The sequence below is a fragment of the Arthrobacter sp. LjRoot78 genome (genome assembly GCF_964254335.1).
In the GTDB taxonomy this organism is placed as follows: domain Bacteria; phylum Actinomycetota; class Actinomycetes; order Actinomycetales; family Micrococcaceae; genus Arthrobacter.
The window spans coordinates 2,546,389-2,572,612 of record NZ_CAXUTG020000001.1 but is presented as its reverse complement, the minus strand read 5'-3'; the positions used below and the strand labels follow the sequence as shown (position 1 = coordinate 2,572,612).

At 66.1% G+C, this 26,224-nt stretch carries 28 protein-coding genes and 1 riboswitch; of the genes, 11 read left to right on the top strand and 17 right to left on the bottom strand.

Features of this window, described 5'->3' with window-relative positions:
* Window positions 1–36: 36 nt before the first annotated feature.
* The 7 genes from ACSQ1X_RS11930 to ACSQ1X_RS11900 all read right to left on the bottom strand — a co-directional run bounded on the left by ACSQ1X_RS11930 (window position 37) and on the right by ACSQ1X_RS11900 (window position 6,346).
* Window positions 37–1,674, bottom strand: a complete 1,638-nt coding sequence (locus tag ACSQ1X_RS11930; protein ID WP_436057829.1) for a DUF222 domain-containing protein — start codon at window positions 1,672–1,674, stop codon at window positions 37–39.
* Window positions 1,675–1,752: 78 nt separating this feature from the next.
* The gene (locus ACSQ1X_RS11925) at window positions 1,753–2,277 is read right to left on the bottom strand and encodes a DUF2087 domain-containing protein (protein ID WP_436057828.1); all 525 of its coding nucleotides are present in this window, start codon (window positions 2,275–2,277) and stop codon (window positions 1,753–1,755) included.
* Window positions 2,278–2,358: 81 nt separating this feature from the next.
* Window positions 2,359–2,757: a nuclear transport factor 2 family protein gene (locus ACSQ1X_RS11920; RefSeq protein ID WP_436057827.1), complete on the bottom strand. Its 399-nt coding sequence runs from the start codon at window positions 2,755–2,757 to the stop codon at window positions 2,359–2,361.
* Window positions 2,758–2,948: 191 nt separating this feature from the next.
* Window positions 2,949–3,614 carry a peptidase dimerization domain-containing protein gene (locus tag ACSQ1X_RS11915; RefSeq protein ID WP_436057826.1) on the bottom strand — a complete coding sequence of 222 codons (666 nt, stop codon included), beginning with the start codon at window positions 3,612–3,614 and terminating at the stop codon, window positions 2,949–2,951.
* A gap of 279 nt (window positions 3,615–3,893) precedes the next feature.
* Entirely contained in the window at window positions 3,894–4,262 is a 369-nt protein-coding gene (locus ACSQ1X_RS11910; RefSeq protein WP_436057825.1) for a hypothetical protein, read from the bottom strand.
* A 217-nt stretch (window positions 4,263–4,479) separates the two neighbouring features.
* The gene (locus ACSQ1X_RS11905) at window positions 4,480–5,589 is read right to left on the bottom strand and encodes a cytochrome P450 (RefSeq protein WP_436057824.1); all 1,110 of its coding nucleotides are present in this window, start codon (window positions 5,587–5,589) and stop codon (window positions 4,480–4,482) included.
* Window positions 5,590–5,755: 166 nt separating this feature from the next.
* Window positions 5,756–6,346, bottom strand: coding sequence for a TetR/AcrR family transcriptional regulator (locus ACSQ1X_RS11900; RefSeq protein WP_436057823.1), 591 nt, complete (start codon window positions 6,344–6,346; stop codon window positions 5,756–5,758).
* Between the two features lie 85 nt (window positions 6,347–6,431).
* Here ACSQ1X_RS11900 and ACSQ1X_RS11895 point away from each other — a divergent pair, with 85 nt between their 5' ends.
* On the top strand, window positions 6,432–6,752 hold the full coding sequence (locus ACSQ1X_RS11895; protein WP_436057822.1) for a hypothetical protein: 321 nt from the start codon (window positions 6,432–6,434) through the stop codon (window positions 6,750–6,752).
* Between the two features lie 44 nt (window positions 6,753–6,796).
* On the opposite strand, the gene ACSQ1X_RS11890 is transcribed toward ACSQ1X_RS11895, so the two are convergent.
* On the bottom strand, window positions 6,797–7,507 hold the full coding sequence (locus tag ACSQ1X_RS11890; protein WP_436057821.1) for a maleylpyruvate isomerase family mycothiol-dependent enzyme: 711 nt from the start codon (window positions 7,505–7,507) through the stop codon (window positions 6,797–6,799).
* 122 nt (window positions 7,508–7,629) lie between these two features.
* On the opposite strand from ACSQ1X_RS11890, the gene ACSQ1X_RS11885 reads away from it, so the two are divergent.
* The 5 genes from ACSQ1X_RS11885 to ACSQ1X_RS11865 all read left to right on the top strand — a co-directional run bounded on the left by ACSQ1X_RS11885 (window position 7,630) and on the right by ACSQ1X_RS11865 (window position 11,861).
* Window positions 7,630–8,451, top strand: a complete 822-nt coding sequence (locus ACSQ1X_RS11885; RefSeq protein ID WP_436057820.1) for an amino acid ABC transporter substrate-binding protein — start codon at window positions 7,630–7,632, stop codon at window positions 8,449–8,451.
* 36 nt (window positions 8,452–8,487) lie between these two features.
* Complete coding sequence (locus tag ACSQ1X_RS11880) at window positions 8,488–9,153, top strand: amino acid ABC transporter permease (RefSeq protein ID WP_436057819.1); 666 nt, start codon at window positions 8,488–8,490, stop codon at window positions 9,151–9,153.
* On the top strand, window positions 9,140–9,925 hold the full coding sequence (locus tag ACSQ1X_RS11875; RefSeq protein WP_436057818.1) for an amino acid ABC transporter ATP-binding protein: 786 nt from the start codon (window positions 9,140–9,142) through the stop codon (window positions 9,923–9,925). The genes ACSQ1X_RS11880 and ACSQ1X_RS11875 overlap by 14 nt, the downstream gene beginning before the upstream one ends.
* Window positions 9,926–10,036: 111 nt before the next feature.
* On the top strand, window positions 10,037–11,023 hold the full coding sequence (locus tag ACSQ1X_RS11870; RefSeq protein ID WP_436057817.1) for a dienelactone hydrolase family protein: 987 nt from the start codon (window positions 10,037–10,039) through the stop codon (window positions 11,021–11,023).
* Window positions 11,016–11,861 carry a CPBP family intramembrane glutamic endopeptidase gene (locus ACSQ1X_RS11865; RefSeq protein ID WP_436057816.1) on the top strand — a complete coding sequence of 282 codons (846 nt, stop codon included), beginning with the start codon at window positions 11,016–11,018 and terminating at the stop codon, window positions 11,859–11,861. The genes ACSQ1X_RS11870 and ACSQ1X_RS11865 overlap by 8 nt, the downstream gene beginning before the upstream one ends.
* Here the strand turns inward: ACSQ1X_RS11865 and ACSQ1X_RS11860 are convergent.
* Window positions 11,757–12,806, bottom strand: coding sequence for a ribonuclease Z (locus ACSQ1X_RS11860; RefSeq protein WP_436057815.1), 1,050 nt, complete (start codon window positions 12,804–12,806; stop codon window positions 11,757–11,759). The genes ACSQ1X_RS11865 and ACSQ1X_RS11860 overlap by 105 nt on opposite strands.
* Window positions 12,807–12,940: 134 nt before the next feature.
* On the opposite strand from ACSQ1X_RS11860, the gene ACSQ1X_RS11855 reads away from it, so the two are divergent.
* Window positions 12,941–13,459: a DNA alkylation repair protein gene (locus ACSQ1X_RS11855; protein ID WP_436057814.1), complete on the top strand. Its 519-nt coding sequence runs from the start codon at window positions 12,941–12,943 to the stop codon at window positions 13,457–13,459.
* On the opposite strand, the gene ACSQ1X_RS11850 is transcribed toward ACSQ1X_RS11855, so the two are convergent.
* Window positions 13,426–13,665: a hypothetical protein gene (locus ACSQ1X_RS11850; RefSeq protein ID WP_436057813.1), complete on the bottom strand. Its 240-nt coding sequence runs from the start codon at window positions 13,663–13,665 to the stop codon at window positions 13,426–13,428. The genes ACSQ1X_RS11855 and ACSQ1X_RS11850 overlap by 34 nt on opposite strands.
* Before the next feature lie 73 nt (window positions 13,666–13,738).
* Complete coding sequence (locus ACSQ1X_RS11845; RefSeq protein ID WP_436057812.1) at window positions 13,739–15,208, bottom strand: polysaccharide deacetylase family protein; 1,470 nt, start codon at window positions 15,206–15,208, stop codon at window positions 13,739–13,741.
* Window positions 15,209–15,587: 379 nt separating this feature from the next.
* A riboswitch (cyclic di-AMP (ydaO/yuaA leader) is annotated at window positions 15,588–15,780 on the top strand.
* 3 nt (window positions 15,781–15,783) lie between these two features.
* Between ACSQ1X_RS11845 and ACSQ1X_RS11840 the strand changes: the two genes are divergently transcribed.
* Window positions 15,784–16,536: an NlpC/P60 family protein gene (locus tag ACSQ1X_RS11840; RefSeq protein WP_436057811.1), complete on the top strand. Its 753-nt coding sequence runs from the start codon at window positions 15,784–15,786 to the stop codon at window positions 16,534–16,536.
* A 110-nt stretch (window positions 16,537–16,646) separates the two neighbouring features.
* Here the strand turns inward: ACSQ1X_RS11840 and ACSQ1X_RS11835 are convergent, their stop codons facing one another.
* Window positions 16,647–17,252 carry a hypothetical protein gene (locus ACSQ1X_RS11835; RefSeq protein WP_436057810.1) on the bottom strand — a complete coding sequence of 202 codons (606 nt, stop codon included), beginning with the start codon at window positions 17,250–17,252 and terminating at the stop codon, window positions 16,647–16,649.
* A 133-nt stretch (window positions 17,253–17,385) separates the two neighbouring features.
* Here ACSQ1X_RS11835 and ACSQ1X_RS11830 point away from each other — a divergent pair, with 133 nt between their 5' ends.
* Complete coding sequence (locus ACSQ1X_RS11830) at window positions 17,386–17,580, top strand: DUF1918 domain-containing protein (RefSeq protein WP_436057809.1); 195 nt, start codon at window positions 17,386–17,388, stop codon at window positions 17,578–17,580.
* A gap of 73 nt (window positions 17,581–17,653) precedes the next feature.
* Here the strand turns inward: ACSQ1X_RS11830 and ACSQ1X_RS11825 are convergent, their stop codons facing one another.
* On the bottom strand, window positions 17,654–18,031 hold the full coding sequence (locus ACSQ1X_RS11825) for a cupin domain-containing protein (RefSeq protein WP_055803417.1): 378 nt from the start codon (window positions 18,029–18,031) through the stop codon (window positions 17,654–17,656).
* Window positions 18,032–18,232: 201 nt separating this feature from the next.
* Window positions 18,233–19,678 carry a DUF5129 domain-containing protein gene (locus ACSQ1X_RS11820; RefSeq protein ID WP_436057808.1) on the bottom strand — a complete coding sequence of 482 codons (1,446 nt, stop codon included), beginning with the start codon at window positions 19,676–19,678 and terminating at the stop codon, window positions 18,233–18,235.
* Window positions 19,679–19,830: 152 nt separating this feature from the next.
* Between ACSQ1X_RS11820 and ACSQ1X_RS11815 the strand changes: the two genes are divergently transcribed.
* Together ACSQ1X_RS11815 and ACSQ1X_RS11810 are read left to right on the top strand one after the other, a co-directional pair.
* The gene (locus tag ACSQ1X_RS11815; RefSeq protein WP_436057807.1) at window positions 19,831–20,256 is read left to right on the top strand and encodes a hypothetical protein; all 426 of its coding nucleotides are present in this window, start codon (window positions 19,831–19,833) and stop codon (window positions 20,254–20,256) included.
* Entirely contained in the window at window positions 20,253–21,965 is a 1,713-nt protein-coding gene (locus tag ACSQ1X_RS11810) for a DUF5671 domain-containing protein (RefSeq protein WP_436057806.1), read from the top strand. The genes ACSQ1X_RS11815 and ACSQ1X_RS11810 overlap by 4 nt, the downstream gene beginning before the upstream one ends.
* A gap of 5 nt (window positions 21,966–21,970) precedes the next feature.
* Here the strand turns inward: ACSQ1X_RS11810 and ACSQ1X_RS11805 are convergent, their stop codons facing one another.
* From ACSQ1X_RS11805 to ACSQ1X_RS11795, 3 genes are all read right to left on the bottom strand, one after another.
* Complete coding sequence (locus ACSQ1X_RS11805) at window positions 21,971–23,662, bottom strand: SulP family inorganic anion transporter (protein WP_436057805.1); 1,692 nt, start codon at window positions 23,660–23,662, stop codon at window positions 21,971–21,973.
* Window positions 23,663–23,694: 32 nt separating this feature from the next.
* Entirely contained in the window at window positions 23,695–24,393 is a 699-nt protein-coding gene (locus ACSQ1X_RS11800; protein WP_055803404.1) for an endonuclease/exonuclease/phosphatase family protein, read from the bottom strand.
* Between the two features lie 179 nt (window positions 24,394–24,572).
* Window positions 24,573–26,156 (bottom strand): carbohydrate-binding domain-containing protein, encoded by a 1,584-nt coding sequence (locus ACSQ1X_RS11795; RefSeq protein ID WP_436057804.1) that lies wholly within the window; start codon window positions 26,154–26,156, stop codon window positions 24,573–24,575.
* Window positions 26,157–26,224: the final 68 nt, after the last annotated feature.

The window sequence follows — 26,224 nt, the reverse complement described above, 5'->3', positions numbered from 1 at the left end:
GATCCTGCAGCACGCTGTCAATCAGGACACTGCAGATCAGGCGCCCTGAAGTAGGAATGCCTCCGGGAGGAACTCGTCCCAGGGCTCTGGCAACGGGTAGTCGTCAACGTCCGCCGTGAGAAGTCGATGCCCGGCCGTGAAGAGGTGCCATTCCGGGAAGGGGTCCGGGGGTACCTCCGGTTCGGGATCGAGGCAGGGTTCTTCCGTGGCCAGAACGTCGTGTGGCCAGCGGGGTGGTTCCCAGTCCTGGTGTTCGCTTGGGTAGTGCCGCCCTGACGGTGAGGTCCATCCTGGCGGGTTGTTCTGGCTGGCTGCGGTGGGTGTCCAGGCGGAGCTGTGTTTGAGGCGGTGGTGTTTGGGGCAGGGCTGGCCGAGGTTGGAGATTCCGGTGGTGCCGCCGTCGGCCCAGGCCAGGAGGTGGTCTGCTTCGTTGTCCAGGGAGTGGTTGTTGCAGCCTGGGAACGGGCATTTCCCGTCGCGGAGCCGGAGCCACTGACGTTGGGCTTTCGTGAGGCGGTAGCTGGTCCGTCCGATTTCCAAGGGCGCCCCGTCGCGGGGGTCCGTCAGGACGCGGTAGAAGGAGTCGGCGCCGTCTGCGATCAGGCGGCGGGCCATGGACGGCGGGATCGGGCCGTACCCGTCGAGCATGGCCGGTTCGTCTGTGGCCCCCAGGAGGGATAAGACCGGGACAGTGACAAGAACCTGGGCCCGCGGCGACGGGACACCCCTGGCCGCATTCCCGCCCAACCCGGTGCCGCCGTCGGCCGTTCCGCCGGTGGTGCCGGCCGCGCCGGGGTGCTCGCCAGCGGTGTGGCCGGTGAGGAGCCAGGTGGCCGCGGCGTCGGCGCGGAGCTGGGTGAGGGTCCTGGTTTCGTCCGGGCCTTGGAGGGCGCGGGCGGCGGTGGTGCTCCGTTCCCAGATCCCTGCGACGGTGTCGGCAGGGAGGTAGGCCGAAAGCCAGGCCATGCCGTCCCGGTCCGGGTGGTACTCGAGCCGCCGGTCTGCTGCGCTCTTGGTGTGGCGTTTTTCGATGCTGACCCGGTGGTGGCGTTCGCGCCAGGTGCGGGCTTTGGCGCGGAACCGGGACGGGACAAGGTCCCCGGCCGGGCACCCGCGGGCCGGGTTCGGTGCGTCGGGGTCCAGGAAGTGCGCTTCCAGGGCGGCCGCTCCGGCGGGATCCAGGCCGGTGGTTTCGTCGACGATGATCCGGGCGTGCTGCCAGGAAATCGTCCCGGCCTGCAGGGCAGCCAGCGTCAAAGGCAGGGTAGTGGTCAGTGTCAGGGAGTCGGACAGGAGGGCGCCGGCAGCGCGTTCAGTGACGGTCAGGACGCAGGCGAGCTCGGCAACGGTGGCCATCTCCTGGGCGGTGCAGTCCTGCGGGGATACCGCCGGCGGCGTCAGGGCCGTGGCCGCCTGCAGGTAGTCTGCGGCCAGCCTTACCTTCAAAGCGGCGGTCCGGGCTTCCAGCCGGCCCAGTTCGGCCAGTCCGTCCAGGCACGCATCAGCCACATCCCGCAGCGGATCGGCCTCCGGCGGCAGGCCGGCGTCGGGCACCTCGGCGCGTTCCGCGCGTTCCGCGCCGGCGCCGAAAGACGACGCCAGGACGGCAGCGGAGGCGGAGACGGCCGCCATGGCCTCCCTGCTCTCCGCGCTCCAGGCTGTGCTGCTGTCCATACCCACAGCATCTCAGGAGGCACCGACATTCTTGATGCAGTTCCTGGAATCACCAGCAGCCCTTGCCGCACAAGGGCACTATGTCTCTTTCGGCCGGGAATACGAGGACCCGGAGCGGGTCCGTTCCAGCAGGCCGAAGTCGACCATGTAGCGACGAAGCAACACGACGTCGTCGGTATAACTGAGAAGCCGTTCATTGACCTGTTTTTCTGTGAGGTCTTCGCCGGCCTTGATGGCATCGCCGACGATCCAGGCCAGGAGGTCCCGGCGCTCCGCCTTGTTGACCGGATACCTCTCGATCCTGCCCAAACGCATAAACCGGGCCACGCCCGTCTCAGGCTGCCGCCGGGGTTGCTGCGTGAGAAGGTCACGGAAGACCGCCTCGGACGCCACCAGTTCACCGGCCGCGTTCCGGTCAACGAGCCCGGACTCAAGAAGGGCGTCGACGGCACGGTTGCGTCGCTGATCCTTCAGATCAGGGTCAGCTTCGGGGAGTTTGGTGCCTAGCACTATCCGGGCGTAAACGGTCCGCGCGTCGTTGTTGGCGAGGGCCGCCATAACTCGCCGCCAGTGCGGTCCGCTATGCCTCGTTCCTCCGGTCACGGCCTTCTCCTCACCCTGTGTGCCGCCAGCGGTGCCCTGTGTGCCGCCAGCGGTCCAAGGCAGCCGAGAAACACATCATCGTCACCCGTTCACGGTGTCGGCGTGCCGATGCGCCACCCTCCACTCGCCGTCCTCGCGGCGATAGATCTGGGTGGCGCGGAGGGTGTAACTGCGTGGCTGACCGTCGACGGAGGTGGAAATATGCTCCAAGCCGGCGGTATAGGCCATGGCGCCGACCACGTCGTAGGCCTGCAGTTCGAAAGTGTAGGACGTGCAGTTGGAGAAGGCTCTCTCGAGGACAGCGAAGGCCTCGTCCACCTCCTGCTGCCCAAACGCATTCCGCCACGCGCCCAGGATGCTCACAGGCTCGTGCCGCGACCAAAGCGCCCGGCGCGGGGCCGAGTCGCCGTTATGGAGGGCCAGTTCCGCCTCATGCAGTGAGGACTTCACCCAGATCAGGAAGTCGTCGGCGTCGCTCATACCTTAGTATGCCTCCGGCCCGGTGCTGATGGCGATAAGTTTTGGGCTTAGCCATCCTTACCCAGCTAGGACAACGCGGCCACGACGTTGGCTTGGACACCAATGGACAACGTCGGATCTATCACCGGAGCGAAGGAGGGGGAGTGGTTCGCCGGAATGTCCTGGGACACCGTCCCCTTGACTACGGCGGCCTAGTACGTTTCCGGGTCAGCCCCGCCGATGAACCAGAACGTGTACGGAACGCCGAACTCGTCCGGAATACGGCTGAAGTCCTCCGACGCCGTCTGCGGCGTGGCGTGGGCAACCGAGTCCGCACCGTAGTGCGCCGCGAACGCTGCAATGACTTTAGCTGTCACTGCCTGGTTGTTGCTGGTCAGCGGGAAACGGTCATAGTACTCGAACTCGGGTTTCCGGGGCGATCCGACGGTGGCGCACTCGCCCCTGACGATCCGTTCAATCGCGGCGAGCACGGTGGCCCGGACCTGGTTGTCGTAAGTTCGGATGTTCAGCAGAAGCGTGGCATGGTCCGGGATGATGTTCGATGTGGTGCCAGCATTCAGCGCCCCCACGGTGACCACAGCAAAGTCGCCGGGCTTGGTTTCGCGGGAGACGACAGTCTGCAGCCGGAGCACGATCGATGAGGCCGGCACCACGGGGTCCACGGACATGTGCGGCATGGAGCCGTGTGCGCCCTTACCGTGGACGGTGACCTTCAGGGAATCCCGTGCGGAGAGGACCGGTCCGCCGGCGGTGGCCAGCGTCCCGGCGGCAAACGGCATCACGTGCTGCGCCAGCGCAACGTCGGGCCGGGGCACTCTGGCGACCAGGCCGTCGTCGACCATTGCCTGATCCGGCACCGATCTCCAGCCGGCTGGAACACGGGCTTGGCGGGTCCGAGTAGCGTGCTCACGTGCACGTCGCCCGCACCCAGCCGAGCTCTGCAACAAGGTTTGCCAGGACTTAGTCGGAATTGCTCATACCCATGACCTTTCCAGCGTTCCAGTCATCCCGGCGATCCGGGCGCAACTAGCAGAACAAGGAAAGATATGTGACGAGTCCTAAGAGCGCGGAGGAACCAGGATGACGACAATCGCCGGAGCCCCTTCGCACAGGGGAGTTCCTGGTGGTCGGTCGGTCTACACGTCGCCTATCGGTTTCCTTATTCCCTGCTTGACCAAGTTGTTGATTAGCCAACGTTTTTCGTGTTTGGCGTAGCTCACCGTGTGGGGTTCATCCAAAGTTGTGGCGAGACGTCGAGCGTCGTCCAAGGCCACAACGAGCTCAAGACGCGCCGAACGGGCCTCTGCCGCTTGAAGTAGCCTGAGTTTGTCGGGATGAATTCCTTTTTCATAAGCATCGAAAAAGAAGATTAATTCGTATCCGCTTGCGCATGCGAGCTGAGCGAGGAGGTTCCGATTCTGGTCCCCGGACCCAACGCGGATTTTTTGAATTCGCCGTGCATCAAGTAAGTTCCCGACATAGCTCACCAACCAAACACCAGACATCGTTGTCCCTTTCCCCACCGGGACTGTGCCTGAACCGGGGCCGGTAGACGACACAATCCGATTTTTCCGGTGTGACAACCGGCTGAATGCCGAGCCTACGCAGGCGTCGGCAGTGTGACAACAGGTCGACGAACACACCCCAAGAACTGTGCGTTGCGGGGCATCTTCGCTCAATGAAGTGACCGAGGAAGTTGGCCGCTGACGTGTCTCGACTCAGTCAGCCCGCCTCCCATGTCACCGGCAACTCCTTGAGTCCGTAGACGATGGTGCTGTCCATCCGTTCAAGTCGCGTCCCTTCGGTAACCGCCAAGCCGGGCAGCCGCGACAGGATAGCCTCCAGCGCGATTCTGGCTTCAAGCCTGGCAAGAGGGGCGCCCAGGCAGAAGTGAATGCCCTGGCCGAACGCGAGATGCCGGGAAGGGCCACGATCGATGTCGAACTGGTCAGGTTCCGTGAAGTGCCGCTCGTCGCGGTTCGCCGATCCGATCCACGCCACCAGCGGAGCGCCGGCTGAAATCTGAACATCGCCCAAAGCGGTGTCGGCAGCCGCGACCCGGTACATGGACTGGACCGGTGAACGGTACCGCAGCACTTCCTCGATCGCCTGCGGCAGCAGCTGCGGCTCGGCGAGGAGCCGTTCGATGGTTCCCGGCACTTCGGTGAAGCAAAGCGCAGCGTTGCCGATCAGGTTGGTGGTTGTTTCGTTGCCGGCCACCAGTAGCAGGCTGCAGAAGCCCAGCAATTCGGCCACGCTGAGTTTCTGCCCGTCAATCTCGGCTGAGAGCAAGTTGCTGATCAGGTCGTTTCCGGGCTGCGTCCGGCGCTGTTCGATCAGGTCCAGGAAGTACCCGGTCATCTCAACGTTGGTGGCGTGGTGGTCGGCATCCGCCGCCCCGGACCTCGTTTGGCTGACGATGACATCGGACCACTGCTTGAAACGGTCGCGGTCCTCCGGGGGCACACCCATGAGCTCCGCAATGACGATCACCGGCAGCGGGTAGGCCAATCCCTCAATGAGATCGGCAGTGCTGGCACCAACGATCCCGTCCAGCAAGTCGTCCGTCAGGGTTGAGATGCGGGGAGCCAGCGCATCCACTGCCTTCGGTGTGAACGCCTGGGTCACCAGCGAGCGCAGTTGCCGGTGCCGGGGCGGATCCGTGGTGATCAGGCTCGCCGCAAACAGCTGGCCTGTCTCCGACGGATCGTCCCCGCCCATCCTTGAGGAGAAAGTGGCATGTTCGGACAGCACCCGCTGTACGTCGTCGTACCGGAAGACATGCCAGCTCCCGGATTGCTCGTCCTGGAAGACGGGTGCATTCTCCCTCATCGCCCGGTACTGGGGAAACGGGTCAAGCGATTGGGTAAAGTCCGCTGCAAAGTCCATGGCTGGCCTCTCTGCTCAGCCCGGCAGTCTTTCGGCCCTGGCCGAAGCGTCGGGGCGGGTGGGCCATTGGCCCGTGAGACCCTGAGCATATCCAAGAAGGCACGGCTCGTCAGTAGCTAAGTGGTCCCATGCTCTCGACGTCCCGGGAGAGCAGCTCAACAGTCCGCATGATCGACGTGCGCCGGCGCACCCCGTCCGCCGTCGGGGTGATCACAGCACGCACGTTCGGGACGGCGACCCAGGCGTGGCACAGCGTCACGATGGTCAACAGCAGGTCTTCGGCCGCCGCCTCGCTGATGGCCGGGAGCGCGCGGCGGATCTCAGCCGCCTTGTCCGCCGCCAGCAGCGCCCGCCGTTCGGCGTCAATGGGGTCACCGCGCTCCAGCCCTTCCCAGAACGTCAGCCGGGCCAGGCTGGGAAAGCTTGTCGAGAAATCGAAGTACCTCCCGGCGAAGTCGGCAATGGCCTCAGGACCCGAGCCCACCACGGGGAGGTCCTCCAATGCCGTCACGAGCTGCCGCCCGAGTGCAGCTTCGAAGAGCTGCCCCTTGCCGCCGTAGTAGAAGTAAATCCGTTCGCGGTTGCACCCCGACGCCAGGGAGATCTGGTGGATTCGTGCCCCCGCGAAGCCGCGCTCGGAAAACTCGGCGATGGCGGCATCGAGCAGCTTCTCGCGCGTCGCATCCGTGTCCCAGGCCATCGCGTCATTCTATCTCCAACCGTTCGTTTGCTTTTGCGGGGAACGGCTCGCTAGCATCAATTCCAACTAAACGTTTGGAGATTGAGTGGAACACGATGGCAAGGCCCTGGCGGCAGATGAGACGGACGGGCACCATCATCGACCCCCCGGCCTGGCGTCCATCCACACCAGGGCATTCATCACCTGGGTGGCGATCTTTCCCATGGCGGCGCTGGGAATGTACGTATTGGGCCTCGTTGCGCCGGAATGGCCTCCGGTCCTTCGCGCCTTCGTCCTGACCCTGGTGGTGGTCCCCACGGCCGTCTACTTTGCCGTTCCCCGGCTGCTGATGGTCCAAGGCCGGATCGGCGGGGCGGTGCGCAGGCGCAGGCTCCGCCGCGTGGCAAGCCTGCAGTCACAGGCCTGAACCGGCGCACGACGGCGGCTGGTTGCCTTGGGCGCTTGTCCGCCTTACGGCGTAAGAGGCTCCCGCAGAACACGAAGCGCGAGGCCTGCGTCGCCGTCGATGGCTGCCGTCTCCTGCAGGCTGGACCGGCCCCAGAGGCCGAGGTACATGTCCGGTAGCGCCGCGGTGACAGATGCCGCAGCGGTGCCGCCGCCCACTGTCCAGCTTCCCGCGCCGGGAACATGAAAGCCGGGCACACGGAACGAAACTGCCTGCTCCGGCGGCTGCATCCGCCCCAGCCTCACTTGGCGCGGCGTGAACATCGCCAGGACCTCGTCAACGCCGTCGATCATGAAGTCCTCGCTCAAAGCCGGCGCCGCCCGTCCGGACGCCTGGCAGGCGTCGATGAGATGGATGGCGTGCTCGTGCGCCTGGCGCCGGAGCCAGAAGCCTGCCGTACGCGGCGGCGCTCCGAAGTTCCAGCACGGTGCCCCGGGATCCACGGACGCCATCGTCGCGAGGAACGGTTCGGCGCCCTCGATGAACCACGCGGCCGCACCTGTGGCCGGCGGCGCCGGTTCCTCGACGTATGTCCCGCCACGAACCACCGCGGCCGCCCAGCGTTCAATCGATCCAAGGTGCCCGAACAGCTGTTCCAGCGTCCACCCTGGGCACGCCGGTACCGGACGGGACAACACGTCGTCAGGCTGGCGGGCGAGCCCGGTGAGGCGTTCGAGGAAGCGGGCCAGCTCGGCGAGGTAGCGATCGGGCGACATGGCATGAGCCTAACCCGCCGGGCATCTGTTCTCCCCAAGGCAGATGTTGCTATCGTCGGAGGTGGACTGCCGGCCTGCGGTGCAGCTGGCGAGCCCTTCCGGCTACAGGACGAAGGTTCATCATGAAGCGCACACGTCTTTCCGCCATCGGCCTCATGGCAGCTGCAGCCCTTGCCCTTGCCGGCTGCGGCTCCGGCTCCACCACGCCGTCCGGCTCGACGCCGGCGGGCGGCGCGGACACCTCCCTCAGCGACGTCAAGAGCGCAGGTGAGCTCAAGATCGGCACCGAGGGCACGTACAAGCCCTTCTCGTTCCACGCCGACGGCAGTGGCGACTTGACCGGGTACGACGTCGAGATCATCACCGCCGTCGCTGAAAAGCTCGGAGTCAAACCCTCCTTCCAGGAAACCCAGTTTGACGCCATCTTCGCCGGGCTGGAAGCCAAGAGATTCGACGTCGTGGCCAACCAGGTCTCCATCACCGACGAACGCAAGGCGAAGTACGAATTCTCCGAACCCTACACGGTGAGCACCGGCGTTATCGTCACCAAGGCTGACGACAGCAGCGTCAGCTCCTTCGACAGCCTCAAGGGCAAGACCACCGCGCAGTCACTGACCAGCAACTGGTACAAACTGGCTCAGGAAAGCGGCGCCAACGTCGAGGCTGTGGAAGGCTGGGCGCAGGCGGTCACACTGCTCAAGCAGGGCCGCGTTGACGCCACCATCAACGACAAACTGACGTACCTGGACTACCAAAAGACCGCGAAGGACAGCGGCATCAAGATCGCCGCCGAGACCACGGACAAATCGCTCAGCGCCCTCGCCTTCCGCAAGGGATCAACCAGTCTGGCCGAAGCCGTGAACAAGGCCCTCGGCGAACTGCGGACCGACGGCACACTGACCAGGATTTCCCAGAAGTACTTCGACGCGGACGTCACGAAGTAGCGGGGTGGAGGCCGACGGCGAGCGCAGCTTCAGCGCATGACTATCAACTGGGACCTCGTCTGGAGCTCACTGGGGCCCATCCTCATCGGCGCGGTAACGGGCACGATTCCGCTGGCCCTGGCGTCCTTCGTCCTCGGGCTGCTGCTTGCCCTGCTGATCGCGCTGATGCGGCTGAGCCGGAACCCCGTGTTCTCCACCGTTGCGCGGATGTATATCTCGGTCATCCGCGGCACGCCCCTGCTGGTCCAGCTGTTCGTCATCTTCTACGGGCTTCCGTCCATCGGGGTCACCATCAGCCCGTGGCCCAGCGCCATCATCGCCTTCTCCCTGAACGTGGGCGGGTACGCGGCCGAGGTCATCCGTGCGGCCATCCTGTCCGTTCCCAAGGGGCAGTGGGAGGCGGGCCATACCATCGGCATGTCCCGCCGCCAGTCGCTGGTGCGGATCATCCTGCCGCAGGCGGCCCGGGTCTCGGTGCCGCCCCTGTCCAACACCTTCATCAGCCTGGTCAAGGACACATCCCTGGCTTCCCTGATCCTTGTCACCGAGCTCTTCCGCCAGGCGCAGCAGGTGGCGGCCTTCAGCCAGGAATTCATGCTGCTGTATCTGGAGGCCGCGGTCATCTATTGGGTCATCTGCCTGGTCCTTGCCGGCGGGCAGTCCGCCCTGGAGAAAAGATTGGACCGTTATGTCGCCCACTGAATCCGCCCTCCCGGACGATGCCGCGCTGCTGACCGTACGGGGATTGCGCAAGGCATTCGGCAGCCATGAAGTGCTGAAATCCGTGAACGTGACCGTCCGGCGCGGCGAAGTCGTCGCCCTGATCGGGCCGTCGGGGTCCGGTAAGACGACCGTCCTGCGGTGCCTCAACGGCCTCGAAATACCCGACGACGGCGTGGTGGACTTTGTGGGCCAGCTCGCCGTCGACTTCTCCGCAGCGGTGACCAAGAAGCAGCTGGCCGCGCTCCGGGACCGGAGCGCCATGGTGTTCCAGCACTACAACCTCTTCCCGCACAAGACCGTCCTCGAGAACATCATCGAAGGCCCGGTCCAGGTGCAGAAGCGCCCCAAGGCCGAAGCCATCGCTGAGGCCAGGGAGCTGCTTGCCCGCGTGGGGCTGTCCGCCAAGGAGAAAAGTTACCCCTTCGAGCTCTCCGGCGGGCAGCAGCAGCGTGTGGGCATCGTGCGTGCCCTGGCTCTGCGGCCGCAGCTGCTGCTCTTCGACGAGCCGACGTCGGCCCTGGACCCTGAGCTGGTGGGCGATGTACTGACTGTCATCAAGGAGCTGGCGGACGAAGGCTGGACCATGGTGGTGGTCACCCACGAGCTGGCGTTCGCCCGGCAGGTGGCCGACGAAGTCATCTTCATGGACGGGGGCGTCGTCGTCGAACGCGGCCACCCGGACACCGTGTTGCGCGACCCGCGGGAGGAACGCACCCGGCAGTTCGTGGACCGGCTGCTCAACCCGTTCTAGGGCAACGCCCTGAGCCACAGCGCTGCGGTCAATCCTGGGGCAAACCCAGCGGGCCCTTGCCCCAGGATTGACCGCAGGGGAGGATAATTGGCAAATGGCAGGAGGCTCTCCATGACCCAGCAGCTCGGCAAATTTGAGAAATACCTGATCGAGGAATTCTTCGACGATTACCGTGCCGGTGCCATGAGCCGGCACACGTTCATGCGCCGGGTGGCGTTCATCACCGGGAGCATGGCCGCTGCTGCGGCCGCCATGGCACTGGTGGGCTGCACGCCGCAGGAGCTTCCACGCAGCACCGATCCGATGCCGACGCCCACCCCGTCCGCGGCGTCCAACGGCACCGGCACAAGCACGGCATCCGCAGGCGCGGTGCCCGGCGCCAAGAGCCCGCTGTCCGTTCCCGAGGGCGCTCCCGGCCTGGTCACCGCAACCGTGCAGTTCCCTGCCGGCGGTACCGACATCAGCGCCTACCTTGCCCGGCCGGAAGGCGGCAAGCCCGGACCCGCCGTGCTCATCTGCCATGAAAACCGCGGGCTGACCCCGCACATCCAGGACGTGGCACGACGCTTCGCCAAAGCAGGCTACGCTGCCCTGGCCCTGGACCTGCTGAGCAGGGAGGGAGGAACGGCGAGCCTGGACCGGGACGCCGTCCCGGGTGCACTGACCCAGGCCGGAGCGAAGCGCCACGTCGGGGACTTCTCGGCAGCCTTCGACTACCTGAAGGCACAGGACTTCGTCGATTCCGGGCGGATTGCCATGACGGGCTACTGCTTCGGCGGCGGCATCACCTGGCAGGCGGCGACGGAACTGTCCGGGCTGAAGGCCACCTCGGCCTTTTATGGGCCCGCCCCGGATTTGGAGAAGGTCCCGGCCATCAAACCGGCCGTCCTTGGCGTCTACGCTGAACTCGATGACCGCATCACCGGGGCGATGCCGGCCTTCCGCGATGCCCTTGCCGCCACTGATGTCCGGCACGAGCTGAAGGTGTATCCCGGCGTCGACCATGCGTTCCACAACGACACCGGCGAGCGCTACAACGAGACCCAGGCCACCGCCGCGTGGAACGACACACTGGCGTGGTTCAGCAAGTATGTCTAACCGTTCGCCCGCGGCCGGAACGGGAGCAGGAGCCGGCGTCAGCGTCCGCAGCGGCATCTCGATGAAACTGCTCCCGGCTGCACTGGTGTCGCTCTCCGGCTTTGTCCTGTTCGTCCTGGAACAGAAAATCCCAGGGTACGGCCTCCTGGCGCTGGCCCTCATCACGGCGGGACTGATCGACCGTGCGCTCCTGCGCGACCTGGCCCTGATCGCCGCCGGGCTCGTGGCCATCAGCCTGGTGCCGATCACCACGGACATCAGCACCGAACATATGCTCGTCATGGGCACGGCCATGATTCTCGCGGTCGGCGTTCCTTACACAGTTTCGCGCTTTGTCTACAAGGACCATGCGGTTAAGTTTCCTGTGCTCACCGGCCACCCCTGGACTCGTGCGGAGAAATGGTACCTGGCCGCCGTCGTCGTGATGGGTTACGCGGTGCTTCCGGCGTATATGGTCAACACCGGTGTCTACAGCAATTGGCCCGCGGTGTCCGACCCGGAGGGGATCTTCCGGCTTTTCCTGGGCACCAACGTGCTGGGGATCTGGGATGAGCTCTTCTTTATCTGCACCGTTTTTATCCTCCTGCGCCGGCACCTGCCTCTGGCCCAGGCCAACGTGCTGCAGGCCGTCCTGTTCACGTCCTTCCTCTGGGAACTGGGGTTCCACGCCTGGGCGCCGGTGTTCATCTTTCCCTTCGCCCTGCTCCAGGCGTTCATCTTCACCCGGACAAAGTCACTGTCCTACATCGTGGCCGTGCACCTGCTGTTCGATTTCGTGCTGTTCCTGGTCCTGCTGCATGCCCACAACCGCGCCTGGATCGACATCTTTGTCTACTGACGGTGTAGGGAACGGGCGCGGCGTACCAATCGCGGGCCGAGCCCCGCCCGCAAGCCAGGAAGCCCGCTCCCGCCTGGGCAGGGGAATCCTGTCCAGGTCCTCTGCGGCAACGACGGCGGCCCGGCCTGCGCGGGCACCGGCCTGTTCCGCCAACACGCTGACGTCCCCATACCGGGACGAGAAATGCGTGAGGACCAGCATTCCGGCCCCGGCAGCGGAGGCCAGATCGCCGGCCTGCCCGGCAGTGAGGTGAAGATACCGGGAGGCCAGCCCGGCGTCGTCGTCGCTGAACGTTGACTCCGCCACGAGGAGGTCCACGCCTTCGGCGAGCTCCCCGGCGGCGTCGCATTCCGCGGTATCCATCACGAACGCGAAGCTCTGGTCGGGGCGCGGAACGCTCACGTCTTCCAGCCGTACCCCGTTGAGGTTTCCCTCCCGCTGCAGCCGTGCGACGTCTCTTCCCGAGATTCCCGCCGCCGTAAGCTGATCGGGCAGCAGCGTGCGGCCGGCGGGCTCGACCAGCCGGTAGCCGAAAGTCTCAATGCGATGCCGCAAGGGCCGCACCTCCAGGCCGGGCGCGATCGGCCCCGGTGCGGAATGCGGGTGCAGCCGCAGTTCGAGGCCGGGGGAGGCGAGGGACACGAGGGCGCGGACCACCTCGGTGCCGGAGACCGGAAAATGCAGGTCCACCGGGTGCTGCACACCATCGAGCACCATTCGCGACAGTACGCCCGGAAGTCCGAAGCAGTGGTCCCCGTGAACGTGGGTCAGGCAGATCCGCGTCACCTGGCTGGCTGAGACGCCGGCGTGGATCATCTGCCGCTGGGTGCCTTCGCCGGGATCGAAGAGCATGCCCTCGCCGTCCCAGCGAAGCAGGTACCCGTTGTGGTTGCGGTTCCGCGTGGGAACCTGCGACGCGGTGCCGAGAACGACCAGTTCACGCATGGGACCGAGCATCTCACGCCGCAGTACCGGAGGACTACACGACGACGGCATTCCGTCGGGGCTGCTCCAGCTATACCGCACAGAATGCCTTCGGGAGTTCGATCCTCCGCCTGCGGGAACGGCAGAATAGTGGGATGACCGACGCCTGTGACTTCGTGGATGCCTCGCTCCAGCGCGAGAGCTCCTGGCTCCGGGCAGAAGAAGCACAAGCCCGGCTGGGCGACGGGCTCCAGTACTACGGCGCCTCCGTGGGTGCTGTGCGGGGGACCATCCGCGACATGCTGCGCCGCCACCGGGACCTCACACACGATGACATTACCGCGCTCAGCACCGAACTGTGGTCGGTGGCCGTCTTCGAACGCCGGCTGGCGGCGGTTGTCCTGCTGCAGTCCCGGGTTGCCCTTCTGGACAACTCCGACCTCACCCGGATCGAGGGCTTTGTGCGGGAGGCGCAGCTGGGTGAGCTGGCGGACCCCCTCGCAACCGACGTCGTCCGTCCCTTGATCGCAGGCCTGGAAGGGCAGGCAAGGGCACGTGCGGACGTTGTGCTGGACCGCTGGGCGGGGGATCCGGATCCGTGGCTGAGGCGGGCAGCCGAGCTGTCGCGGGCGGACGCCCCTCAGCCGCCGGCCCGGCGCTCCACCACCCCGTAGGCCTTGCCCTCCAGGAACTCCCAGTCCGTCACCACCATGAACCCGAGGGCGCTGACGCGGTCGTTGAGGACCAGGACGTCGAAGCCGCCGTCCCGCGGCTCCGCGTCCCACGTCGCCACATGGAGCTCCTTTCCCTCAAGGATCAGGAGCTCGGTATTGACGTCGAAGTCCTCCTGCGGCTGATCGCTCAGCTGGCAGATCGCCACGCAATAGTGTTTCACTCTTCGCCCACAGATCCGGCGCGGTCGGTGCGTTCATTCCGGTCCACCGTCCGGCCTCCTATGTGATACGGATTCCACGGGACGGTGACCAAGTGACGATTCCCCCTTGGAAGTTTTGGGCCACGACACCACCGGCGCCGACGTACTCGTCACTGGTTGGATACCCGAGCTGGCCGTTTTCCCAGCGCTGTGCTGCCCAGGCGGCGCCGATGGCGCCCTTGGTGCTGTGGGCACCTGTGACCGCGGACCAGTGGACCTGGCCTCCCTGGAACACCTGGTAGACGCCACCATTCTTGAGTCCCGGGATCTCGTCGCTGACCGGGTAACCCAGCGCTCCGTTTTCCCAGCCTTGCGCGGACCATGCCGAACCTATGGCTCCGAGGGTGGCGTGTGCCCCCGAGGCTGGCGACCAGTGGATCTGGCCGCCTTGGAAGACCTGGTAGACGCCGCCGCCCTTCAGGCCGGCGACCTCGTTTGTGAGGGGGTAGCCAAGTTTTCCGTTTTCCCAGGACTGCGCGGCCCAGGCTGCACCGATGGCACCTCTGGTGCTGTGTGCCCCCGAGGCTGGTGACCAGTGGATCTGGCCGCCTTGGAAGACCTGGTAGGCGCCGCCATTCTTAAGCCCCGCGATTTCATTCGTAAGCGGGGAACCGAGAAGCCCGCCGCCTGAGCCTTGGGCAAGCCAGGCCGCTCCGATGGCGCCGCCCACCACAGGTCCGCTGGGAGAGGGCGATGGAGACGGGGAGGGGGAGGGGGAAGGCGACGGTGAGGGAGAAGGCGATACCGGGGACTGGCCCAATGCCTGTGCGACTGTGCGGACCGACGTCGTACCGTTTGCTGTCCGTGCGGCCAGCCATGTGACGAATTCCTTGAACAGTGCGGGGCTGATCGACAGGGACGGGTCCGTTCCGTTGGCAATCTCGTGGAAGGTCAGCTGCAGCCAGCCGCCGGTTGTCTCCGCGTTGGTGACGGTGGCCTGCAGGTCCGCCAGGCTCCACGTGGCGGCCACCTGGTCCGGTGCCCTGGTGACCATGGGTTCCTGCGGCGGTAGCGTTTCGGCCACAGGGCAGTCGGCGCAGCTGGCAGGAGAGCGTATGTCGCCGAGGCCCCGGGAACTGGCGTACCCACAGCCGCTGACTGCGGACTGGGCCGTGGCATTCACCGCAGCGAAGGGGTAGGCGAAGTTGCGGACGGTGAAGCCCCAGCCTTCGAGGGTCGACTTGCTGTTGCAGGCCTCCGCGCTCGCGGCCGCTGCGCTGAGCGTTGTCATGTCTGGATGGGTTACGCTGTGGCCGGCGATCTCGTTGCCGTCGGCGGCCAGAGTCTGCAGGTTCGCCCGGGTCAGGAACCCGGACTGGTCCACAAAGGACGTGGTGATGAAGAAGGTTCCCACCAGACCGTGGGCTTTGAGCTCCTGCGCGGCGGCCAACTGGCTGCCGAGGCCGTCGTCGAACGTCAGGCTGACGATGGTCGGCCCCGCGGCCTTCGATGTGCCGGCGACACCCACCACCGTGCTGACAGCCAGCAACAGCGCTCCCAGGATGGCGACCCAACGCCGGCCGTGACTAGCCCCGGCCGTAGGCTCTGGGAGTTCCGCGACATGACGTGGCTGGTTGTGGACAGAACGATTTGACCAACGCATGATTCCTCCAGGCGTGTGAGTCCCCCCGCAAGAACATGCACGTAGACTACGCCTCGCGGCGTCAATGGAAAACACTCGAATTTGACAAACCGCAGATCCAAGTATATGTAGCGTGCCGCTACCTGCTTGTAGCAGCGCGAGCCGGGCCACAGCGGTGCCGGGGGAGGGCCCGACGGCCCCGTTACCTTGATGTGACATCCCAACGGTGGCCCGCGTACGGTGGAACGGTGCCCGTTGTCTCAGATACCGGCACTCCCGGGCGGATTGCCTAACCCTGCCGCGGTCCGGGATCCGATCGAAACCATCCGGCAGGGACGGGGAAACCACTATTGACCGGCAGAGTTCGTGCTGGTCTTCGGGGTGAAGCCGCACGCCATCCGCAACGCGGAAGGGCGCTGCGGCCGGGTGTCTCCCATCCGAATCCGACAGCTAACCTCGCAGGCATCGGGAGAGGTTAATTCATGCTTTCACGCAAACTGCCCGCTCATCATCGGTCAACCGCGCCCGCGGGGCGCTCCAGGTCCACATCGGCCGGGGGCCGGAGCAGGGCCGGCCGGCAGGCTGCGGTCATAGCCGCTGCCTCAGGCCTGGTCCTGTCCAGCGGCATGGCGGCCCAGGCCGCTGAAGCCCCGGCGGAACGTGACTCAGCGCCGGCGTCCGCCCCCGACATCAATGCCCAAGTGGGTGCCCCGCTCAGCGCTGATTCCCATGTCAAGATCAGCTACGAACGTCCGGACGTCAGCACCACCCCCGCCCCCGTGGAGGTATCGGTCGAAGAGCCCGTCCCGGCAGTGGCGGCAGCCCCCGCGGCGGCTCCGGCGCCTGCCGCTCCTGCTGTTTCCGTGCAGGTCCAGGCCGCGGTGCCCGCTCCCGCCCCGGCGCCTGCTGCCGGCGGTGTCAACGCCGCCATGGTTTCTGCCGCCTACGCGCAGCTGGGCATCACCCAGGACTGCACCGCCATGGTGGAAAAGGCCCTTGGCTCAGCCGGCATTCCGGTCGGGGACCTGGGACCCATGCAGTTTATGAACTATGGCTCCGTAGTGGGGGAGCCCCAGCCCGGCGACATGGTGGTGCAGTCCGGCCACGTCGGCATCTACATCGGCGACGGCCAGGTGATCAGCGGCGGAATGAACGGCGTAAACGCCACCGTCACGCACCCGCTGTCCTGGCTGACGGCCACCGGCGGCGTGACCTTCGTCCGCGCCGGAGCCTAGCCTCCCCGCTGCTTCTTCAAGCGGGCGTAACGGCCGGCGATCAGCTGCCTTGGGGGCAGCAGGTCGCCGGCCTTCCGCGTATTCGTGGCACAACGGCGCACACGGGTACCTCAGGGCGGCGAGATGGTGAGCTGGGCCGTGCTCTCGCCTTCCGCGAACTTGATGCGCAGCAGCGCGTCGCGGGTGTCCGCCGGAAGGGTGAAGCGGACGCCACCCGACTTGCTCGAATCACCCGCGACCAACTCGTTCAGGCCGGGATCGGGGGAGTAACTGACGCCACCGACGTTCAGCCTGAACGTTGAGTCCCAGAAGTTCAGGTCATACCGGCCGTGGTTGGTGCACCTGAGCGTGAGGGTCAGTGCGATTTTGCCGGACACATCGGGGCGCGCACTGGCGTTGAGAATTTCATATTCGACGTCGGCGGCCCGGTACGTGCGTTCGGCTGGCAGGGCTACCTTCCACTCCGCGCGGTTACCTGTGCCGGACCCGGGGGCGGACGTCGACGCACCAGCGCCCGGCTGTGCGGCGCCGGTGGAAGCGGCCGGGGAACCCGTACCGGAGGCGCTCGCCGTCGAAGCGGCGGGACGGCCGGCGTCGAACATCCCCAGTTGCCCCATCCCGAGCAGCAGCCCCGTCACAGCGGTGATCACAGCTGCTGCAGCGGTCAGCAGGCCGGGCAGCGTAGCCCACCAGTTGTTGGGTTTTTCCTCCGCCATAGCCGTTCCCCCTCGGTCCCGTGTCAAGGTCAGTTCAGTCGTATCCCGGCCGTACACCCTCGAACTTCCAGTGCGCAACGGCCCTGTTATCCCCGCCCCGAGACTCGTACTCTGGTTCTTGGAGGTGATTGCCATGAAGGCAACCCAGGGAGACCGGATCACTATCCGGGGCAAGACGGTCGGATCGTCGGAGCGGCACGGCCAGATCGTTGAGGTTCACGGCGCTGATGGAGCGCCGCCGTATGTGGTGCGATTCGACGACGGCCATCAAACCACTGTCATCCCCGGCCGGGACTTCGTGATTGACAGGATCCACCCGCAGCAGTGAACCCGCAGTAGTGGCCCCGCAGCCAACCGGGCTGTTGTACGCCCGGCCGCTTCGGTTGCTTCGGCGCGGCCGGTTACTCGGGGGACTTGGCGAACACCGCGGCGCTGACGAACTCCACCCCGGTGAAGGGTTCGTCGCCTTCGACCCACGCGTCATGGCCTGGCGGGATGCTGTAGGAATCATGAGCGGCGATGTTGATCTGGTTGCCGTCAGAGGTCTGGACCACGAGTTTGCCGGAAACGCAAAAACCGACATGGCTGAGCTGGCATGACTCGGTCTTAACGACGGGCTTGATGCACTCGGACCAGCGCCAGCCGGGTTCAAATTTGAATCTTCCGATGGTGTAGGCGTCGACGGATACAAGATCCACTTCCGTCTTATCGGGGCGGCGCTGTTCGTCCGGAGAATTGTGGGACTTAACTGCGAGTTGAGCGACAACATTCGTGGTCATGGCTCTCTCCATCAATCAGAATTGCGGATGGGGCTGTCCGGGCCGCAACGGCGACCGGCCAGCGGACTCGGCTTGCCAGGCTTGAACCCGCGCGGCGAACCGATGTAGCGATCGTCTTACGATGCCCAGCTTCCTCCGATCCCGGATTCTTGTCGAGACCCCGTGGCGGAACGCAGCCGGCCGCCCGCCGGCAGCCCCGACCTAGAAACTGGACGAACTTCCGGACCCGGAAAAACTGCCGCCACTGGCGCCATAGCCGGTGGTGCTGCCGCCGCCGCGGGCCGTGCTGACGCTGCCCACGCCTGTGCTGAATCCGGTATTGAAGGCCGGGACCGAGAAGAAGTAGTACGACGGATAGACCGTGCCCAGGATGCTGGGCTCGTAAGCGCGGCCGTGCTTGGCCTTGGTGCCCGCCTGGGCGGTTTCCATTTCCTCGCGCATCATTTTGGCTTCCCGCTCGTTCTTCGCGAAGCCTGCAATAACGGTGTCCGCGTGGTTCTTCAGCAGTTCGGTCAGATGCGTCCGGGCATCACGCAACCGGTCCAGGGCAGTTTCGGGGCTGATGGTGCCCTCGGCGAGTTCGGCCGACCAGCGCTCGATGTCACGTTGGCTCTGCTCGCGGAGAGACCGGAGCGCCGCAGCTGTCGCCGAGTCGCCCTCGGCATGGCGCTTGCTGAGCATCTGTTCGATGGCGGCCAGGTCGCTGCGGAACGGCGCCAGCTGCCGGTCCCACGCAGGTGCCCACGCCGATCCGCGGTTCAGCAGGGCGTTGGTGTCGGCTATGACGTCATCGAGCGCATCCAGTTCCGCAGACGCGTCGGCATAATTCCGTACCAGCTTCAGGTTGGGCCGCCGTCCCATGGCCCGCGGAGTCAGCGCGTGCGCCTGGTTGGACAGCTGGGTGGCCGCGTTGTACTTGGCCAGGAAAGTGCGGTGCTTCTCCAGGACCGTGCTGCCGTACCGCGAGGACTCCGGGATGGTGCCGGCGTTCAGCTCGGTGACTTGCAGGTCCATGCTCACGTTGGCGTAGCTGGCGTCCCCGCGGGCGAGTTCCCGGCGGCTGTCCACCCTGGTCCGCCATCGCACAATCAGCCAGGTGGCGGCGCCAAGGACAGCCGCTGCCACGGCGCTCCAGGCCGTGACCAGGAACGCCGCTGACCGGTACCAGGGCTGGTTGATCAGTTCCGCTCCGCGCCGGATGCCGGCGATGGTTCCGTCGGTCCACTGGGCATCCCGCAGTAAATCCTTGGAAGCGTTCTGGATTTCCTCCCGCTGTTCCAGGGACACCTTGCGGTCCTCGCCCATGTACGTGCCCACATGGCGGCCTACCGGATCCAAGGCGAAGATGAAGAGACCATCCGCCCATTTCTGGCCGTCCGTGCTGATCCATTCCGGATGTTCGGCGCGGGCGAAGCGAAGGACTTCCTCGTTGAGGTTGTCCGCCGCCGCACCGCGGTAGGTGAAGACCGCAACGCGGGTGGGTTCGTAGAAGTCGATGGCTTCCACCGCCGGGACCAGCCGGCTGCGGTCCAGCACGCCTGCGCGGTCCTCCACCACGAACTCCACCGGCGGTTCCGCCAGGGCGGCGGCGGAACCGCATAGCAGGCCGAGCAGGACAAGCAGTACGGCAGCCAGGAGCCTGCGCATGATTCCCTTTTCCCGTGGAGCAACATTTGTCTCCAGCCTTGTTGATGCCCACCACCGGTGATAGGGCCGAAAGTACCGTAGCTAGGGGGTGGGCCGTGCGCCATACTGACCACATGAACGCGGCGGCGGGAAGACCTAACAGGATCCTCGTGGTGATCCTGGCAATTATTGGCGTGCTGGCGGTGGCTGCGCTCGCCGTGGTCTTCTCGCGGGGTGAACCGGCCCTGCTGGATGAGTCCACGCCCCAGGGTGTGGTGCAACGCTACTCTGCAGCTGTCATCGACGGCGATGAGGCGGCGGCCACTGCCTACCTCACGGAAACCGCCCGGACCCAGTGCGTCGACTTTGAGCGGTCGTCCACGGAAAACCTGCGCGTTACCTTGGTGTCCACCACTGAACGGGCGTCGTCCGCGGACGTGAGGGTGCTGATGGTGGTGTCCAACGGGAGCGGACCCTTCGGGAACTCGGAGTACGAAACCGAGGACGTGTTCGATCTCGTCAAAACGGACGGCAAGTGGCTGATCGATTCCGCTCCCTGGCAGCTCCGGGTCTGCACGAACCGCGGAGTGAAGCCGTGACCGCTGCCCAGACGGTGCCTGCGCCCGCAGCCGGATCCGCCCAGCCGACGGTCCGGCGCCTCATCGTTTACACCCTTCTTTTCGCCCTGGTCGTGGTGACCACCATCGGCCTGAGCGGGCTGTTGGGGAGGGTCCTTGGCGCGGGAACGGTGCTCGTCTCAGGTGACGTGGCAGGCCTGGCCCGCTCGCTGGCGTTCACCCTGATCGGCGGCCCCATGGCTGCCGCCCTCTGGTGGTTCGTGTGGCGGCGGCTCGACGACGCCATTGAGCGGTCGTCCGCGGGCTGGGGGCTGTACCTGACGGGCATGTATGCGGTCTCGCTCATCACGTCGGCCACAGCGCTGCTCAGTGCCGTGGCCGCAGTCATCGGGGGCGAACGGCTGGGCTGGCAGCTGTCACTGTCCAACGGACTGGTCTGGGCCGCCGTGCTGGCATGGCACCGCTGGATGTGGCGCCATCCGCGGAAAAGCCCCTCGCTGATTCCGGACGTTCCCACGGTTGTGGGGGCGGCTTTCGGGCTCATCATCGGTGTGGGCGGCTCGATCACAGCGCTCGCGAATCTCCTGGACACCGCGATTCAGGGCTTCACCGCGTCCGCGTCCCTCGGGGATCCGTGGTGGAAGCTGGTGCTTCAGGCGCTCGCCTGGGGTCTCGGTGGCGTCGCCATCTGGTGGTGGCACTGGATTCACGACGGCGGACGCCGGCTGACGACTGATTTCGCCGACGTCGCCCTGGTAGTTATTGGAATCCTGGGTGCTGTCCTCCTGACGGTGGGCGGCTTCGGTACTGTCTTGTTTGTCCTGCTCAGGCTTGCCTTTGACCGCACGGACCCGGTGAGTGAAATTCTGGAGCCGCTCGGCGCGGCGATTGCGGCCGGCGCAGTGGGTTCCCTCGTCTGGGCGTACCACCGGGCCGTCTCCGCAGGACGATCGGGCACCACGCTGCAGTCGGCGAAGCTTGTGACGTCAGGGGTAGGCCTGGCGGCCGCCGCCACCGGAATCGGCATTGTGGTCAACTCCGCCCTCAGCATCGCGGCGACGCCACTGGCCGGCGACGGCATCCGTACCCTGCTGCTGGGCGGAATCAGCGCGCTTGCAGTTGGTGGACCTCTCTGGTGGCTCACCTGGAAACCCGGGGTTCCGCCCGAGCCGACCGAACTCGGACGCCGCGGCCGGCGGGTGTACCTCATCGCCGTGTTCGGCCTGAGCGCGATCGTCGCCGTCATCACCCTCCTGGTGATCGGATACCGGGTCTTCGAATTCCTGCTCGACGACGTCAGCGGCGGAAGCCTGGTGGACCGCACCCGGGCGCCGCTGGGCCTGCTGGTGGCGACGGGGCTCGCTGCCGGGTACCACTTCGCGGTCTGGCGTCACGACCGTTCGCTCACTGCTGCTGCCGCGCCCCGGAAGCGTACGGTCCGGAAACTGATCCTGGTGGCCGCGGGAGATCCGGAGCCGCTGGTACGGGTGGCAGCGGAGGTCACCGGTGCGGCTGTCACTGTGTGGAAAAAGGCCGACGCCGGAACCTCCGACGCGGTGGCGTCCGGTACGGCGTCTTCCGGCACTGCTTCGTCCGGCCCCACCGAGGAAGCCGCGGGCGGGTTGTCCGAACAGCTCGCCCGGGCATTGGAAGGTGTCGCGGCGGACCGTGTCCTGGTGATCACGGGCCCGGGGACCCGGATCGAAGTGATCCCGCTGGGTTCGGACTGACGGGCCTAGATTCCGAACGTCCGCTTGTAGGTCCGCACCGCGTTGTTGACCGTGGGGAAGAAGTGGTCCGGGCCGAACCTGCTGCTGACCCCGAACTTGAGCAGGCGGTCCTTGACGGGGCCCTTCAACTCGGCGAAGACCAGGCTGACGCCCTGGCCGGCCAGTTCGTCGTCGAGTTCCACGAGGTCGTCCAAGGCGGTGGTGTCCAGGTCCGTAATGGCCTCCGACGCCACAATCACCCATTTGACCGGTCCCGGGGCGTTCGCCACAAGATGGCGGATGTGCTCCGCAAACACGGCACCGTTGGCGAAGAAGAGCGGGGCGTCAAAGCGGGCGATCACGAGGCCCGGGACACGCTGGCCCTCCGGGTGCCGGCTGAGGTCGTGGTAGCCAGGGACGTCCTCCAGGCTGGCAAGCTCAGTGCGGTACGGATCCCACGCCCGCCGGACGAACGCGATGAGCGACAGCCCGATGGCAATGACGATGCCCTGGAGCACGCCGACGAACGCGACCCCGAGGAACGTGGCAATGAGGAGGGCCGTTTCCATCCGGCTCATCCGGACCAGCCGGAGCATGGTCTTGACGTCGACCAGCGAGGCTGCAGCCACGATGACGACGGCGGCCAGCGTGGTGGTGGGGAGGAATGCCGTCACCTCGGGCGCCGCCACCATAAAGACCACCACCAGGAGCGCGGCTACGATGCCGCTGAAGGGCGTGCGGGCTCCGGCGTCGAGCGCGATCGGCGTCCGGGAAGAGCTGCCGCAGACCGGAAAGCCGCCGAGCATTCCGCTGGCCACGTTGGCGATCCCCAGTGCCCCCATTTCCTGGTTGCCGCTCGTGTGGATGCCGCGTCGTCCGGCGAGGCTTTTGGACAACGTGGACGTATCAGCAAATGCGATCAGGGCGATGCCGGCCGCCGGCCCGATTAGCCCGGCAACATCGTGCATGGTGATGCCAGCAAGCGCCGGTGCCGGCAGGCCGGTCGGGAGGGCTCCGACCATCGGCATGGCGTCCTTGAGGTCCAGGGCGGCGGCCGCTGCAATGGAGGCTGCCACAGCCAGCAGTACGCCCGGAACCTTCCAGGGAAGGAAACGGCCGGCGACGATGATGGCCACTGTGGCGACCCCGAACAGCAGCGCCACGGGATTGGCGGCTCCACGCAGGACGGCTTCGACGGTCTCCGTCGCCTTCGCCGGCAGCGTGTCGCCGGAGACTGTGATCCCGAGCAGCCTGGGCAGTTGGCTGACCATGATGGCGAGGGCGATGCCATTGAGGTAGCCCACCCGGATCGGCTTGGACAGCAGCCCGGTGATGAAGCCCAGCCTGAAGATCCGGCCGGCGACGAGGAAGATTCCGATCAGGATTGCCAGGACGCCGGCGAGCGCCACGGCATGGGCCGGATCCCGTCCGGCGAGCGGGAGCAATGCGGCGGCGATCATGGGTGCCAGCGATGAATCAGGTCCCACGATGATCACGCGGGCAGGCCCGAAAACCGCGTAAAACAGCATGGGCACCACCGACGCGTACAGCCCCGTGACCGCGGGCAGCCCCGCCGCTTCGGCGTAGGCCATGCCGGCGGGTATCAGCGCCGCGCTAAGGGCTGCTCCCGCGGCAAGATCGGACTTGAGCCAGGGCAGCTGGTATGTCCGGGCCAGCTGGATGCCCGGAACGGCTTTCAGGATCCAATCGCGGTGCATTGGGGCCTCCCGGGCTGGTGGTCGGCGTCAGGTTACGGCGTGCCCTGGATGGGGCCGTAATCCTGGCCGTATTCGGCCGAGACCAAGATGGGAAGGTGGTCCGAGGCGCCGCGTGGCAGGGTTTCCACGCTTTCGATGTCCAGGCCGAGGGAAGTGGCAAAGTCGAAATGCCCCTTGAAGACCTTGTACCTCGTATAAGTCCGCCGGTCGCTGAGGGAGAGCTCGTACCCGGAGTTCTTCATGTGTTCGTTGAGATTTTTGGTGAAGAACGGGTAGTTGAAGTCACCCACCATGAGCGTCATCAGCCCGCTGCCCATCCCGAGGAGCTCCGCGTGGGCCGCCTTGATCTGCTTGCGGCGCAGAGAATTGGAGGCCGTCAGGGGCGCCGCGTGGAACGAGGCGATCACCAGCTCATGGTCTGTTTCGTTGTCCACCACCCGGGTGCCGATCAGACGCTCATGGGCCGGGGCCAGGACGCGGTCGTGCAATGACTTCTTCAACGCGAAAGTGTTGGTTTCAAAGGCTGTGAAGCGGTCCATCCGGTAGTAGATGGCGAGCCCCAGCCTGTTGCCCTTGGTTGAATCGGCCAGGTGAAGCGGCCCCAGTGTGTCCGGCAGATCCGTGGTGTCGCACTCCTGCAGGCACAAGGCATCTATCCCGAAGTCGCTGGCCAGATCCTGCAGTTCACCGACCGCCGCGTGCTTGCGAAGGTTGTAGCTGATGACTCGTATCAGGGGAATACCTCTTCCGAGCGTAGTAAGGAGAACCGACTCCTGAGTCTAGTCCGTACATGGTGCCGAGCACAGAAGGCCCGCGCGGAAGGACGGCACGGAAGGGCGGCGGGCGAAAGCGGCCAGGCATGACGGCGGGGGACGCGGCCGCGCCGTCGTCCCCCGCCTGCGTATTGCCCCTAGCGGCCGCCGGGACCGCGTGCGGCGGTGTATTCGCCGGCGGTGACGGTGCCTTGCTCCTGTGCACCGTCAAGTGTTCCTTCTCCGAGGCCGGCGGTGACCTTGGCGGTCCCGCCGGTGTACACCGTGTATTCCTCGCCGGCCGTGATGGCTGCGGAGGAGTAGACCAGCGAAGCTGCCTGCTTGGAGGTCACGAACGTCCCCACGACTGCGCCGCTGGCGTCCGCCAGTTGGATGGTGGTGCCGGCCGGAAGGGCCGAACCGAAGGTCAGTTGGACGCCGGACTGCGCCGAGGACGTCCCCGGGGTGACAGCCATGCCGGAGCTTCCCGCGGCCGCCACCGTTCCGCCGTTGACCACGAGTTCGCCGTTGACGTCCAGTGCGCCGTTGCCATCGTTGGTGGGGCCGTTGACCACTACCGTGCCGCCGGTGATGGTGGCGCTGCCGTTGGAGTCCAGGCCGTCACCCTGCGAATTGATGGTGAGTGAGCCGCCGCTGATTTCCACGGTGTAGTCTCCTGCGGCCATTTCTCCGCCGCCGCCACCCATGCCGCCGCCCATTCCGCCCTGCGAGGTGGTGCCCGTGCTGCCCCCGGAAGCGTTGACGCCGTCGTCGTTGGAGGTGACGCTGGCGGTACCGCCCGAGATCACGATGTGCTGGGCTTCCAGGCCTTCTTCGGACTCTTTCACCGTGGCGGTGCCGGCGGCGATGGAGAGCGTGTTGAAGGCCTTGATGCCGTCGTCGCCGGCGCTGACGTTGAGGGTTCCACCGTTGATGAGGACCCAGCCGCGGCCTTCGTCCTCTTCGTTGTCCGACTTGAAGCCGTCGTCGCCGGCTGTGACCTGGTAGGCGCCGTCGAGGAGGACCGCGTAGTCCTTGCCCACGATCCCGTCGTCCTTGGCGTCCACGGTAACATTGCCCGCGGCCAGCACCAGGCCGTCCTTGGCGGAGATGCCGTCGTTGTAGTTGCCGTCCACGGTCAGTGAGCCGCTGCCGGCGATGGTGAGGTCGGCCATGGAGTACAGCGCGGCGTTGGGTGCATCGTCGCCCTGGTCGGTGTAGCTGGCGGCGTCGGCCAGGGCGTTGGAGGTGCCCTCTGCCAGGAAGACGATTGCTTCGTTGGCGCTTTGCACCACAAACGGGGATCCGGTGGAGCTGGTCACGTCCGCGCCGTCCAGGATGATGCGCACTACGTCCTCTTCACCGGCGGCAACCACCACCTGCCCGTCCGTCAGCGAACCGCTCAGGCGGTAGGTTCCGGCAGCGCTGATGGTGACAGTATCGCCGTCGACCTTTACCGCGGAGGACGAATCTGATGTAACAGCGCTGGCGCCGTCCGCCAGGGTCACGGCGACTTCGGACGCGGCGTCCCAAGTGAGGTCGTCGGCGTCGTAGTGGGTGTCCGCCGAGAGGGTATCCAGGGAGACGGCCTCGGCCGTTCCGGACGACCCTGACGTTGTTGAGTTGGAAGTGGCGCCGGTGATCGAGGTTCCGGTGGAGGTGGTGCCGGCCGCGGAGCAGCCAGCCAAGCCCACGGCAAGGGCCAGTGCGGTGACGGAGAGGTAAGTGCGGAAGCTTTTCATGGTGTGTGTTCCTTCGGTGAAGTATGTGCGTGAAGCGGGGGAGGTCGGCGGGGGAAGCCTGCCCGGGA